This is a genomic window from Enterobacter hormaechei subsp. hoffmannii (assembly GCF_001729745.1).
Lineage (GTDB): Bacteria > Pseudomonadota > Gammaproteobacteria > Enterobacterales > Enterobacteriaceae > Enterobacter > Enterobacter intestinihominis.
In genome coordinates, this window is the sequence record NZ_CP017186.1 from 2,424,124 (window position 1) to 2,436,452 (window position 12,329).

14 protein-coding genes and 1 other annotated feature are annotated in these 12,329 nt (G+C 56.4%); of the genes, 10 read left to right on the plus strand and 4 right to left on the minus strand.

Annotated elements, in window-relative coordinates; all coding sequences use genetic code 11:
- Positions 1 to 26: 26 nt before the first annotated feature.
- Positions 27 to 647, minus strand: a complete 621-nt coding sequence (locus BFV65_RS11360) for an L-threonylcarbamoyladenylate synthase (RefSeq protein ID WP_003856793.1) — start codon at positions 645 to 647, stop codon at positions 27 to 29.
- Complete coding sequence (gene rnm / locus BFV65_RS11365; protein WP_032622438.1) at positions 644 to 1,525, minus strand: RNase RNM; 882 nt, start codon at positions 1,523 to 1,525, stop codon at positions 644 to 646. The genes BFV65_RS11360 and rnm overlap by 4 nt, the downstream gene beginning before the upstream one ends.
- Positions 1,526 to 1,664: 139 nt before the next feature.
- Between rnm and trpL the strand changes: the two genes are divergently transcribed.
- From trpL to yedF, 8 genes are all read left to right on the plus strand, one after another.
- Positions 1,665 to 1,709: a trp operon leader peptide gene (trpL, locus tag BFV65_RS23130; RefSeq protein ID WP_071524153.1), complete on the plus strand. Its 45-nt coding sequence runs from the start codon at positions 1,665 to 1,667 to the stop codon at positions 1,707 to 1,709.
- Positions 1,686 to 1,780, plus strand: a sequence feature (Trp leader region). Its footprint overlaps the gene before it by 24 nt.
- 23 nt (positions 1,781 to 1,803) lie before the next feature.
- Positions 1,804 to 3,366, plus strand: a complete 1,563-nt coding sequence (locus BFV65_RS11370) for an anthranilate synthase component 1 (protein WP_063849110.1) — start codon at positions 1,804 to 1,806, stop codon at positions 3,364 to 3,366.
- Complete coding sequence (gene trpD, locus BFV65_RS11375) at positions 3,366 to 4,961, plus strand: bifunctional anthranilate synthase glutamate amidotransferase component TrpG/anthranilate phosphoribosyltransferase TrpD (RefSeq protein ID WP_022648332.1); 1,596 nt, start codon at positions 3,366 to 3,368, stop codon at positions 4,959 to 4,961. The genes BFV65_RS11370 and trpD overlap by 1 nt, the downstream gene beginning before the upstream one ends.
- A gap of 3 nt (positions 4,962 to 4,964) precedes the next feature.
- Positions 4,965 to 6,323 (plus strand): bifunctional indole-3-glycerol-phosphate synthase TrpC/phosphoribosylanthranilate isomerase TrpF, encoded by a 1,359-nt coding sequence (gene trpCF / locus BFV65_RS11380; RefSeq protein ID WP_032624116.1) that lies wholly within the window; start codon positions 4,965 to 4,967, stop codon positions 6,321 to 6,323.
- Between the two features lie 10 nt (positions 6,324 to 6,333).
- A complete protein-coding gene (trpB, locus tag BFV65_RS11385) occupies positions 6,334 to 7,527 on the plus strand; it encodes a tryptophan synthase subunit beta (RefSeq protein ID WP_022648334.1) in 1,194 nt (397 codons plus the stop codon).
- Positions 7,527 to 8,336 (plus strand): tryptophan synthase subunit alpha, encoded by an 810-nt coding sequence (gene trpA / locus BFV65_RS11390; protein WP_022648335.1) that lies wholly within the window; start codon positions 7,527 to 7,529, stop codon positions 8,334 to 8,336. Before trpB ends, trpA begins: the two co-directional genes overlap by 1 nt.
- Before the next feature lie 174 nt (positions 8,337 to 8,510).
- Entirely contained in the window at positions 8,511 to 9,722 is a 1,212-nt protein-coding gene (yedE, locus tag BFV65_RS11395) for a selenium metabolism membrane protein YedE/FdhT (RefSeq protein WP_069596643.1), read from the plus strand.
- On the plus strand, positions 9,719 to 9,952 hold the full coding sequence (gene yedF / locus BFV65_RS11400; RefSeq protein ID WP_003856774.1) for a sulfurtransferase-like selenium metabolism protein YedF: 234 nt from the start codon (positions 9,719 to 9,721) through the stop codon (positions 9,950 to 9,952). Before yedE ends, yedF begins: the two co-directional genes overlap by 4 nt.
- Positions 9,953 to 9,987: 35 nt before the next feature.
- Here yedF and ymcF read toward each other — a convergent pair whose 3' ends face one another.
- On the minus strand, positions 9,988 to 10,275 hold the full coding sequence (gene ymcF, locus BFV65_RS23610; protein ID WP_463726436.1) for a cold shock small protein YmcF: 288 nt from the start codon (positions 10,273 to 10,275) through the stop codon (positions 9,988 to 9,990).
- Positions 10,239 to 10,871: an outer membrane protein OmpW gene (gene ompW / locus BFV65_RS11405; protein ID WP_063150506.1), complete on the minus strand. Its 633-nt coding sequence runs from the start codon at positions 10,869 to 10,871 to the stop codon at positions 10,239 to 10,241. The genes ymcF and ompW overlap by 37 nt, the downstream gene beginning before the upstream one ends.
- 282 nt (positions 10,872 to 11,153) lie before the next feature.
- On the opposite strand from ompW, the gene BFV65_RS11410 reads away from it, so the two are divergent.
- Together BFV65_RS11410 and BFV65_RS11415 are read left to right on the plus strand one after the other, a co-directional pair.
- On the plus strand, positions 11,154 to 11,558 hold the full coding sequence (locus BFV65_RS11410) for a YkgJ family cysteine cluster protein (protein ID WP_069596644.1): 405 nt from the start codon (positions 11,154 to 11,156) through the stop codon (positions 11,556 to 11,558).
- A 25-nt stretch (positions 11,559 to 11,583) separates the two neighbouring features.
- Positions 11,584 to 12,327 (plus strand): YciC family protein, encoded by a 744-nt coding sequence (locus BFV65_RS11415; protein WP_023300270.1) that lies wholly within the window; start codon positions 11,584 to 11,586, stop codon positions 12,325 to 12,327.
- The last annotated feature ends 2 nt before the right edge of the window (positions 12,328 to 12,329 follow it).

The following is a 12,329-nucleotide window of genomic DNA, read 5'->3' on the forward strand; positions in this document are numbered from 1 at the left end:
GCCGCGTAGTATATCTGCTTACACCCTTACAAGAAAGGCTTAACATCGCCCACGCCTTCACGAATCACTTCTGGCGCGTCTTCGGTGAGATCCACCACGGTGGTCGGTTGCTGGCCTAGATAGCCGCCATGAATAATCAGCTCCACCACTTTCTCCAGACGATCTTTGATCTCTTCCGGGTCGGACTCGGTAAACTCACTGCCCGGCAGCATCAGCGAGGTAGACAGCATCGGCTCGCCGAGGGTTTCCAGCAGCGCCTGGGCAATCGGGTTCGACGGCACGCGCATGCCGATGGTTTTACGTTTTTCCTGCAACAGACGACGCGGCACCTCTTTTGTCCCTTTCAGAATGAAGGTGTAGTTTCCCGGCGTGTTGTTTTTGATCAGGCGAAAGGCCACGTTGTCGACATACGCATAGGTCGACAGCTCAGAGAGATCGCGACACATCAGGGTGAAGTTGTGGCCGTCCGGCAGCTGGCGGATGCGACAGATGCGCTCCATCGCCCCTTTATCTTCGATTTTACAGCCCAGCGCGTAGCCAGAATCGGTTGGGTAGACAATAACGCCGCCTTTACGGACGATTTCCACAGCCTGATTAATCAGACGTGGCTGTGGGTTATCCGGATGGATATAGAAAAACTGACTCATACTTCCCTCTCTTCAATTTGCTGTGGCTGTTCCCAGAGTTGCCAGACGGGCTCAACGCCAGCGGGTAACCAGAGCTTGCGCCCCAGTTCAATCCACGCGCAGGGCTGATGGAAATCTGAACCCTGTGACCCAAGCAGGCCAAACTGACGGGCGTAGGTCGCGAGCTGCGAACGCTCATTGGGTGCCTGCTGACACTGGGCAACTTCCATCGCCTCACCGCCGGATTCGGCAAAGTGGGCCAGCAGCCTTTTCAGCCATTTAGCAGAAAGATTATACCGCCCCGGATGGGCCAATACGGCCTTACCACCAGAATGATGAATCACATCAATAGCTTGTTTTATTGTACACCACTGGGGAGGAACGTATCCGGTTTTCCCGCGCGCAAGATATTTTTTAAACACATTCGCCATGGTCGTCGCTTTACCGGCGTCAACCAGAAAACGGGCGAAATGGCCGCGCGTGACCGCCCCACCGTTCGCCAGCTTGCGCGCACCTTCCAACGCACCGGGGATATGCGCCTTCTCAAGACGTTCGCCTATCAACTCCGCGCGTTGATTGCGTCGTGCTTTTTGTTCTTGCAAAAATGCGCACATTGCCGGATGTTCTGTATCAATATTCAGGCCAACGATATGAATTTCGTGGTTTTCCCAGAGCGTGGAGATCTCGACCCCGGGCACCAGATTTAGCGCCAGCCCGCTTCGGGCAATCTCGGCGCGCGCGGCGGGGATGGCGTCTGTTGTGTCGTGATCGGTTATTGCCAGCGTGCCGACACGCATTTCAACGGCGCGATGGACCAGGGCTTCGGGCGTCAGCAGGCCATCTGAAGCCTGCGTATGGCTGTGTAAATCATAAATTACGGCGTAGGTGGTATCGCTCAAAGCACTTCCCATAACAGTCTGGAGACATCCGAAGCACCTATGATACCGACTTACCGCGAAATACTGAAATCAGGGGTTGACAACACGCCATCGAACTAGTTAACTAGTACGCAAGTTCACACGAGAAAGGTATCTGAAAATGACAGCACATTTCGCTCTGCACGGTTGGTGGCGTACTTCCTGATCTTCGGGCAGTGTCACGCGTCTGCGAAAAGCAAACAGATACCCGGCCCGCTCCCAAGCGGGCTTTTTTTTGAACAGAATATGAGAATAACAACATGCAAACAGCCAAACCCCACCTCGAACTGCTGACCTGCGAAGCGGCCTATCGCCATAACCCTACCGCGCTCTTTCATCAGGTGTGCGGTGCACGTCCTGCGACGCTGCTGCTGGAATCTGCTGATATCGACAGCAAGGACGATCTCAAAAGCCTGCTGCTGGTTGACAGCGCGCTGCGCATCACCGCATCGGGTGACACTGTCACTATTAAGGCGTTATCCGAGAATGGCGCGTCGCTGCTGCCGCTGCTGGATGCGGCTCTGCCTTCAGGCATTGAAAATGAGGGTCATCCGGACCTGCGAATTCTGCATTTCCCGCCGGTAAGCCAGTTGCTGGATGAAGATGCCCGCCTCTGCTCACTCTCCGTTTTCGACGCCTTCCGTCTGCTGCAAAATCTGGTCATTGTGCCGGAAGATGAGCGCGAAGCAATGTTCTTTGGCGGGCTGTTTGCTTACGACCTGGTTGCTGGCTTTGAAGATTTACCGGAAACCGAGCAGGGTAACCGCTGCCCGGACTACTGCTTCTACCTGGCCGAAACCCTGCTGGTGATCGACCATCAGAAAAAATACACCCGCATTCAGGCAAGCCTGTTCACGCCATCTGTGTCTGAGAAAAATCGCCTCGCGCAGCGCATCGGCCAACTGCAACAGCAGATGTCAGAAGCACCGCCCGCGCTCCCGGTGCAGCGTGTTGAAAAGATGACCTGCGAGGTGAGTCAGACCGACGATCAGTACGGCGCGGTGGTGCGTCAGATGCAAAAAGCGATTCGTGCCGGGGAGATTTTCCAGGTGGTGCCGTCCCGTCGCTTTTCACTGCCCTGCCCGTCGCCGCTGGCGGCTTACGATGTGCTGAAAAAGAGCAACCCAAGCCCGTACATGTTCTTTATGCAGGACAATGATTTCACTCTGTTCGGCGCGTCACCGGAAAGCTCCCTAAAGTACGACGCCACCAGCCGCCAGATTGAGATCTACCCGATAGCGGGAACCCGTCCACGCGGCCGTCGTGCCGATGGCTCCCTGGACCGCGATCTCGACAGCCGCATCGAACTGGAAATGCGTACCGACCACAAAGAGCTCTCCGAACACCTGATGCTGGTTGACCTGGCGCGTAACGACCTGGCGCGTATTTGTACGCCGGGCAGCCGATATGTGGCAGACCTGACCAAAGTCGACCGCTACTCCTTCGTCATGCACCTGGTATCCCGCGTGGTGGGTGAGCTGCGCCACGACCTCGACGTCCTGCACGCCTACCGCGCCTGCATGAACATGGGCACGTTGAGCGGCGCGCCGAAAGTCCGCGCCATGCAGCTGATTGCCGAAGCTGAAGGCCGCCGTCGCGGCAGCTATGGTGGCGCGGTGGGCTATTTCACCGCTCACGGTGACCTCGATACCTGCATCGTGATCCGCTCCGCCTACGTTGAGGACGGCATTGCTACCGTCCAGGCCGGGGCCGGGATTGTGCTGGATTCTGTTCCGCAGTCGGAAGCCGACGAAACCCGCAGTAAAGCGCGCGCGGTACTGCGCGCCATTGCTACCGCACACCATGCACAGGAGATTTTCTGATGGCTGACATTCTGCTGCTCGATAATATCGACTCCTTTACCTACAACCTGGCAGATCAGCTGCGTGCGAATGGACACAACGTCGTTATCTATCGCAACCACGTTCCGGCCCAGACGCTGATTGACCGTCTGGCGACCATGCAAAACCCGGTGCTGATGCTCTCCCCGGGGCCAGGCGCACCGAGCGAAGCGGGCTGTATGCCTGAGCTGTTGACCCGTATGCGCGGCAAGCTGCCGATTATCGGCATCTGCCTCGGCCACCAGGCGATTGTCGAAGCCTACGGTGGTTACGTGGGTCAGGCGGGGGAGATCCTGCATGGTAAAGCGTCAAGCATTGAACATGACGGTCAGGCGATGTTTGCCGGTCTGCCGAACCCGCTTCCGGTAGCGCGTTACCACTCGCTGGTCGGCAGCAATATTCCGGCCGGGCTGACGATTAACGCCTCGTTTGAAGGGATGGTGATGGCGGTGCGTCACGATGCGGATCGCGTCTGCGGGATGCAGTTCCACCCGGAATCTATCCTGACGTCTAACGGCGCGCGCCTGCTGGAGCAAACGCTCAACTGGGCGCTGCAAAAGCTGGAGCAGACCAACACCCTGCAACCGATTTTGGAAAAACTGTATCAGGCCCAGACCCTGAGCCAGCAGGAGAGCCACCAGCTTTTCTCCGCCGTCGTGCGCGGCGAGCTGAAGCCTGAGCAGCTGGCCGCTGCGCTGGTGAGCATGAAAGTGCGCGGCGAAAGCCCGCAGGAGATCGCCGGTGCGGCAACCGCGCTGCTGGAAAATGCCGCCCCGTTCCCGCGCCCGGACTATCCGTTTGCCGATATCGTTGGGACCGGTGGCGACGGCAGCAACAGCATCAATATTTCGACCGCCAGCGCCTTTGTGGCGGCGGCATGCGGACTGAAAGTGGCGAAGCACGGCAACCGCAGCGTGTCCAGCCGTTCCGGATCGTCCGACCTGCTGGCGGCTTTCGGTATCAATCTGGACATGAACGCCGAGCGTTCCCGTGAAGCGCTGGATGACCTGGGCGTCTGTTTCCTGTTTGCGCCGAAGTATCACACCGGTTTCCGCCACGCTATGCCCGTTCGCCAGCAGCTTAAAACCCGGACGCTGTTTAATGTGCTCGGTCCACTCATTAACCCGGCGCACCCGCCGCTGGCGCTGATTGGCGTTTACAGTCCGGAGCTGGTCCTGCCGATTGCGGAGACGCTGCGCGTCCTCGGTTACCAACGCGCCGCCGTGGTACACAGCGGCGGGATGGATGAAGTTTCCCTGCATGCGCCCACGCTGGTGGCCGAACTGAATAACGGCGAAGTGCTGAACTATCAGCTTGAGGCCGCTGACTTCGGGTTGACCCCGTACCATCAGGACGCCCTGGCGGGCGGCACGCCGGAAGAAAACCGTGACATTCTCACGCGCTTATTACAAGGTAAAGGTGAGGCCGCCCATGAGGCCGCCGTGGCGGCCAACGTAGCCATGCTGATGCGTTTACATGGCGAGGAAGATCTGAAAGCCAACGCCCAAAAAGTTCTGGACGTACTGCGCTCCGGTGCAGCTTACGATCGCGTTACCGCACTTGCGGCAAGAGGGTAAATAATGCAGACCGTTTTAGCGAAAATCGTCGCCGATAAGGCCATCTGGGTGGAAGCCCGTAAGCAACAGCAGCCGCTCGCCAGTTTTCAGAATGACGTCGTTCCGAGCAGCCGTCGTTTCTATGATGCCCTCCAGGGCGCGCGTACCGCGTTTATTCTGGAGTGTAAAAAAGCGTCTCCGTCCAAAGGCGTGATCCGTGACGATTTCGACCCGGCGCGTATTGCCGGTATCTACAAGCATCATGCGTCTGCCATTTCTGTGCTGACGGATGAGAAATATTTCCAGGGCAGCTTCGATTTTCTGCCCGTAGTCAGCGGCATCGCGCCGCAGCCGATTCTGTGCAAAGACTTTATTATCGACCCGTATCAGATCTGGCTGGCGCGCTTTTACCAGGCCGATGCCTGCCTGCTGATGCTCTCCGTGCTGGATGACGAACAGTACCGCCAGCTCTCCGCCGTCGCGCACAGCCTGAATATGGGCGTGCTTACCGAAGTGAGCAACGAAGAGGAGCTGGAGCGCGCCATCGCGCTGGAAGCCAAAGTGGTCGGCATTAACAACCGCGACCTGCGCGACCTGTCGATTGACCTCAACCGTACGCGCCAGCTTGCGCCGCGTCTGGGTGCGGGCGTCACGGTGATCAGCGAATCCGGAATCAACAGCTACGCTCAGGTGCGCGAACTCAGCCACTTTGCCAACGGTTTCCTGATCGGTTCCGCGATGATGGAACACGACGATCTTAATGCGGCCGTGCGCCGCGTGCTGCTGGGTGAGAACAAAGTTTGCGGCCTGACCCGTGAACAGGATGCGCAGGCCGCGTATGAGGCGGGCGCAATCTATGGTGGTCTGATCTTTGTTGAGTCCTCTCCTCGCGCCGTTAATGAAGAACAGGCGCGCAAGGTGATTGCGGCTGCGCCACTGAGCTACGTGGGCGTGTTCCGCAATGCGGATATTAACGACGTTGCGGCGAAAGCGGACGCGTTATCCCTGAGCGCGGTTCAGCTACATGGCGATGAAGATCAGACATACATCGATGCTCTGCGACATGTTCTGGCACCTCAGGTTCAGATCTGGAAAGCGCAAAGCGTTGGCGCCATACTGCCCGCGCGTAACCTTACGCATGTTGATAAATACGTGCTCGACAACGGCCAGGGCGGCACGGGGCAGCGTTTCGACTGGTCACTGCTGCGTGGCGAAGTGCTGGACAATGTCCTGCTGGCGGGGGGATTAAGCCCCGATAACTGTGTGGAAGCAGCCAAAACCGGCTGCGCCGGCCTCGATTTCAATTCAGGCGTAGAGTCCCAACCGGGCATAAAAGACGCCAGCAAGCTGGCATCGGTATTTAAAACTCTACGTGCATATTAAGGAAGAGAAGATGACGACATTACTTAACCCGTATTTTGGTGAGTTTGGTGGGATGTACGTCCCACAAATCCTGATGCCCGCGCTGCGCCAGCTGGAAGAAGCGTTCGTGAGCGCGCAGAAAGATCCGGCGTTTCAGGCGGAGTTTACTGACCTGCTGAAAAACTACGCCGGTCGTCCGACGGCACTGACCAAATGCCGCAACCTGACCGAAGGCACCAGAACCACGCTCTACCTTAAACGTGAAGATCTGCTGCACGGCGGCGCGCATAAAACTAATCAGGTGCTTGGCCAGGCTCTGCTCGCCAAACGTATGGGTAAAACCGAAATTATCGCCGAAACCGGCGCAGGCCAGCACGGCGTGGCCTCTGCCCTCGCCAGCGCCCTGCTCGGCCTGAAGTGCCGCATCTATATGGGGGCGAAAGACGTTGAACGCCAGTCGCCTAACGTGTTCCGTATGCGTCTGATGGGGGCGGAAGTGATCCCTGTACACAGCGGTTCTGCCACGCTGAAAGATGCCTGTAATGAAGCGCTGCGCGACTGGTCTGGCAGCTACGAAACCGCCCACTACATGCTCGGTACCGCGGCAGGCCCGCACCCGTTCCCGACCATCGTGCGTGAATTCCAGCGCATGATCGGTGAAGAGACTAAAGCGCAGATCCTCGAAAAAGAGGGTCGCCTGCCGGATGCGGTAATCGCCTGCGTTGGCGGCGGATCTAACGCCATCGGCATGTTTGCCGATTTTATCGACGAAACCAGCGTTGGGCTGATTGGCGTTGAGCCTGCCGGCCACGGCATTGAAACGGGTGAGCACGGTGCGCCGCTGAAGCATGGCCGCGTGGGGATCTATTTCGGCATGAAGGCCCCGATGATGCAGACCGATGAAGGGCAGATTGAGGAGTCTTACTCAATTTCAGCCGGGCTGGATTTCCCGTCCGTAGGGCCGCAGCACGCGTTCCTCAACAGCACCGGCCGCGCAGATTATGTCTCCATCACTGATGACGAAGCGCTGGAGGCCTTCAAAACCCTGTGCCGCAATGAAGGGATCATCCCGGCGCTGGAGTCTTCCCACGCGCTGGCACACGCGCTGAAAATGATGAAGGAAAACCCGGAAAAAGAGCAACTGCTGGTGGTAAACCTTTCCGGTCGCGGTGACAAAGATATTTTCACCGTTCACGATATTCTGAAAGCACGAGGGGAAATCTGATGGAACGCTACGACAACGCATTTGCACAACTGAAAGCCCGCCAGGAAGGCGCTTTCGTTCCCTTCGTGACGCTGGGCGACCCCGGTCCGGAGCTGTCGCTGAAGATTATCGATACCCTGATTGACGCCGGTGCCGACGCGCTGGAATTGGGGATTCCGTTCTCCGATCCGCTGGCGGATGGCCCGACCATCCAGAACGCGACGCTTCGCGCGTTTGCTGCGGGCGTGACGCCGGGCCAGTGCTTCGAAATGCTGGCGGCGATCCGCCAGAAGCACCCGACCATTCCGATCGGCCTGCTGATGTACGCCAACCTGGTGTTCAGCCGCGGTATTGATGCGTTTTACGCAGAGTGCGCCCGCGTGGGCGTTGACTCCGTGCTGGTGGCTGACGTGCCCGTTGAAGAGTCTGCGCCGTTCCGTCAGGCGGCGATGCGCCACAACGTCGCGCCGATTTTCATCTGTCCACCGAATGCCGATGACGATCTGTTGCGCCAGATTGCCTCTTACGGACGGGGTTACACCTACCTGCTCTCCCGTGCGGGCGTCACCGGTGCGGAAAACAAAGCCGCGCTTCCGCTGCATCATCTGGTGGAGAAGCTGGCAGAATACCATGCTGCGCCGCCGCTTCAGGGCTTTGGGATTTCCTCTCCGGATCAGGTTACTGCGGCGATTGACGCGAAAGCCGCCGGGGCCATTTCCGGTTCGGCTATCGTGAAAATCATCGAGAAGAATGTGGATAAGCCAGAGCAGATGCTGGCTGAGTTACACGCATTCGTCACATCCATGAAAGCGGCCACACACAAGGCGTAACCGTTAACACCGTCTGGCCCCGGCGTCAGGCGGTTTTCCCTTCTCTCTTCCTGAAAGAAGCAGGTCAAAATTGATCCTGTCGATATTTTCGGTGTGAATGACTTTTCAAACGTTCGCGTAAGCGTATGATCTGGGCTCTTTTTAGCGTTACCCTTCTGAGTTCAGAGGTTATTCATGTCCTGGCATTCCTTCAAACAGACTTACATGGTTAAGTTCTGGTCACCTGTTCCGGCCGTTATCGCGGCAGGCATTCTCTCTACCTATTATTTCGGCATTACCGGCACCTTCTGGGCTGTTACGGGCGAGTTTACCCGCTGGGGTGGGCAGCTATTACAGCTGGCAGGCGTTCATGCCGAAGAGTGGGGTTACTTCAAACTGATCCATCTTGATGGCTCACCGCTGACCCGCATCGACGGGATGATGATCATTGGCATGTTTGGCGGATGTTTTGCGGCCGCGCTGTGGGCCAACAACGTTAAGTTGCGCATGCCGAAAAACCGCATCCGCATTATGCAGGCCGTGGTCGGCGGTATCATTGCCGGGTTTGGCGCCCGCCTGGCGATGGGCTGTAATCTGGCCGCGTTCTTTACCGGTATTCCGCAGTTCTCGCTGCATGCCTGGTTCTTTGCCGTCGCCACCGCCATAGGCTCATATTTCGGTGCAAAGTTCACCCTGCTGCCACTGTTCCGCATTCCGGTGAAAATGACGAAAGTTAGCGCTGCATCTCCGTTAACGCAAAAACCCGATCAGGCGCGTCGTCGCTTCCGCCTCGGTATGCTGGTCTTTTTTGCTATGGTTGCCTGGGCGATTTGCACGGCGATGAATCAGCCCAAACTCGGTCTGGCCATGCTGTTCGGCGTCGGCTTTGGTCTGCTGATTGAACGCGCGCAGATCTGCTTTACCTCCGCGTTTCGCGATATGTGGATCACCGGACGTACCATGATGGCGAAAGCCATTATTGCCGGGATGGCCGTGAGCGCGATCGGGATCTTTAGCTATGTTCAGCTCGGCGTTGAGCCGAAAATCATGTGGGCCGGTCCTAATGCGGTCATTGGCGGGCTGCTGTTTGGTTTTGGCATCGTGCTGGCGGGCGGGTGTGAAACTGGCTGGATGTATCGCGCCGTGGAAGGCCAGGTGCATTACTGGTGGGTTGGTCTGGGTAACGTGATTGGCTCAACCCTCCTGGCGTACTACTGGGATGACGTCTCTCCAGTACTGGCAACCAACTGGGACAAGGTCAATTTGCTGAATACCTTTGGTCCAGTCGGGGGGCTCATGGTGACCTACGCCCTGCTGCTTATCGCCTTCTTACTGGTTATTGCGCAAGAAAAGCGCTTCTTCCGGCGTGCCCCCCTCAAAACTGAAACTCAGGAGAATGCCGCATGAAAGAGATCGTGCCTGATTATCGTCTCGATATGGTGGGTGAACCCTGCCCTTACCCGGCCGTTGCCACGCTTGAGGCGTTACCGCAGCTTAAGAAAGGTGAAATTCTGGAAGTGGTGAGCGATTGCCCCCAGTCGATCAATAACATTCCGCTTGATGCCAAAAATCACGGCTATACCGTGCTGGATATCCAGCAGGACGGACCAACGATTCGTTATTTAATTCAGAAGTGATTTCACGATCGAAAAAGGCCTCTCAGAGGCCTTATCTAGTTTACTGGCTTTGGCCACCGTCGTCGTCTGAGTTTCGGCAGGCATGAATGAGTGGTGAGACGTGTTCCGCAAACGGAACAGATAGCACCGTGAGGTAGGCTATGTGCTGGGCTGAACGTCGTGAACTGAAACTGTTTACCTGCACAAACGGGACACTCAAATTTGATGTTGGGGATATCCCCTCCAGCCAGGTATGTGGAACAACCACCATACAGCAATCCCCGGCTGACCGGGGATATATCTTCTGTCAGAAACGATAACCTGCTGAGAACATAAATACCCACGGATCCAGACGGGTACTGATACTCTGCTGCTCACCGCCAGCTTTAAAGCGCACGTCTGTATCAATGTCCATATACCAGACCGAGGCGTTGATCAGCCAGTCACGGTTAATCAGATAATCCAGACCAACCTGCCCCGCCATGCCCCACGAGTCTTTCAGGCTGAGATCGGATAGCCCAGCCTCTTTACCGGTATCGTTAAATTTCTCATCAAAGAAGGTGGTGTAGTTAACGCCTGCACCAATATAAGGGCGTAACTTGCTACTGGAATCGCCGAAGTACCACTGCGCCATCAGGGTTGGTGGTAAATGGTGCACCGTAGCAATGTCCCCGGTCGGCCCTAAACCGACGCGGTGACGGAATGGCGTGGCGGCCAGAAGCTCAACGCCAATGTTATCCGTAGCCATATACGTGAATGTCAGGCCTAACTGGGTGTTATTGCTGACGCTAAACCCGCCCATACCCAGTACATTGTCGGAACCTTCCGTTGGACGCACCGTTGCCGAACCGGCACGAATAAAGAATTCACCTGCTTCATGCGCGTACGCGCCGCCAGAGAGACTGCTTAAGATAAGGGCTGCCACCGCTAATTTTTTCATATCCGCTCCATCGTTGTGGTTTTAATTGCGGAGGAGAATATACTCACAAATGAGTAATAAGTGATCTAACACAGATCACATTAAAACCAGTAAGTTAACATTCATTGATCTAGGTTAATTTTTGGTGACGCCTCATAAAGCAATAAGTTGTTACCGCGTCAATTTTTGGCATTTCACAGTTAAAAAATTTTCTGTTTTTCCTCTCTTGCGCTTCCTGTAGCGGCTGGATAATTTATCGCTCTCACAATCTGATTTGATGCGTTCTACTTTTGCAGGTGTGCCATGAGTGATCATAACCCGTGCATGACGTGCGGAGCCTGTTGTGCGTATTTTCGAGTCTCTTTCTACTGGGCTGAAGCCAGCGATGGCGGCGGCACCGTTCCGGTTGATCTCACTGAACCCTTGCCCCCTTTCCTGCGTTGCATGCGCGGCACCAACCAAAAACAGAGCCGCTGTGTGGCACTGCAAGGTGAACCTGGGGTATCCACCCGCTGTTCCATTTACGCGGATCGCCCCAGCCCGTGCCGCACTTTCGCGATGTCGGGAGAGGATGGACAGGTCAATGAGGCATGCAATCGCGCCCGCGCCCGCTATGGATTACCGCCGCTTTACAAAGATATGCTTTTCCATACAAGCCTTGATGCTGCCACCAGCGTGTTATCCGGTGTACAATTGCCGGCTAATTAACACCTGCAATACTCAAGGAGAGTGCATGTCTATCACGGCGAAGTCTGTCTACCGTGACACGGGAAATTTTTTCCGCAATCAGTTCGTTACTTTTTTACTGATCGCGTTGTTGTGCGCCTTTATTACGGTGGTGCTGGGTCATGCGTTCTCACCCAGTGATGAACAGATTGCCTCGCTGAGCCAGGGGGATCATCTTGCAGGCAGCGCAGGGTTATTTGACCTTGTGCAGAATATGACGCCAGAGCAACAGCAAATCTTGCTGCGTGCATCTGCGGCATCTACCTTCTCGGGGCTAATCGGCAACGCCATTCTGGCGGGTGGCGTGTTGCTGATGATCCAGCTGGTGTCTGCCGGCCAACGCGTCAGCGCGTTACGTGCCATCGGGGCCAGTGCTCCGGTGCTGCCGAAACTGTTTATCCTCATCTTCCTGACTACGCTGCTGGTCCAGATGGGGATAATGTTGGTTGTCGTTCCGGGCGTGCTGCTGGCTATCGTGCTTTCATTTGCGCCAGTAATGGTTGTGCAGGACAAAATGGGTATTTTCACCGCCATGCGCAGCAGTATAAGGCTCGCGTGGGCGAATATGCGTCTGGTCGCCCCGGCCGTTATCAGCTGGTTGCTGGCCAAGACTCTACTGTTGCTGTTTGCGCCGAATTTTGCGGTATTAACGCCAAACGTCGGCGCGGTTGTCGCCAATACGCTGAGCAATCTGATTTCAGCTGTACTGCTGGTCTATTTGTTCCGCCTGTACATGTTAATTCGTCAGTAACC

What these genes read in the sequence shown, in the direction of transcription:
- BFV65_RS11360 (WP_003856793.1), bottom strand. Translation starts at nt 647, where the DNA reads ATGAGTCAGTTTTTCTATATCCATCCGGATAACCCACAGCCACGTCTG.
- BFV65_RS11370 (WP_063849110.1), top strand. Translation starts at nt 1,804, where the DNA reads ATGCAAACAGCCAAACCCCACCTCGAACTGCTGACCTGCGAAGCGGCC.
- trpD (WP_022648332.1), top strand. Translation starts at nt 3,366, where the DNA reads ATGGCTGACATTCTGCTGCTCGATAATATCGACTCCTTTACCTACAAC.
- trpCF (WP_032624116.1), top strand. Translation starts at nt 4,965, where the DNA reads ATGCAGACCGTTTTAGCGAAAATCGTCGCCGATAAGGCCATCTGGGTG.
- trpB (WP_022648334.1), top strand. Translation starts at nt 6,334, where the DNA reads ATGACGACATTACTTAACCCGTATTTTGGTGAGTTTGGTGGGATGTAC.
- trpA (WP_022648335.1), top strand. Translation starts at nt 7,527, where the DNA reads ATGGAACGCTACGACAACGCATTTGCACAACTGAAAGCCCGCCAGGAA.
- yedE (WP_069596643.1), top strand. Translation starts at nt 8,511, where the DNA reads ATGTCCTGGCATTCCTTCAAACAGACTTACATGGTTAAGTTCTGGTCA.
- yedF (WP_003856774.1), top strand. Translation starts at nt 9,719, where the DNA reads ATGAAAGAGATCGTGCCTGATTATCGTCTCGATATGGTGGGTGAACCC.
- ompW (WP_063150506.1), bottom strand. Translation starts at nt 10,871, where the DNA reads ATGAAAAAATTAGCGGTGGCAGCCCTTATCTTAAGCAGTCTCTCTGGC.
- BFV65_RS11410 (WP_069596644.1), top strand. Translation starts at nt 11,154, where the DNA reads ATGAGTGATCATAACCCGTGCATGACGTGCGGAGCCTGTTGTGCGTAT.
- BFV65_RS11415 (WP_023300270.1), top strand. Translation starts at nt 11,584, where the DNA reads ATGTCTATCACGGCGAAGTCTGTCTACCGTGACACGGGAAATTTTTTC.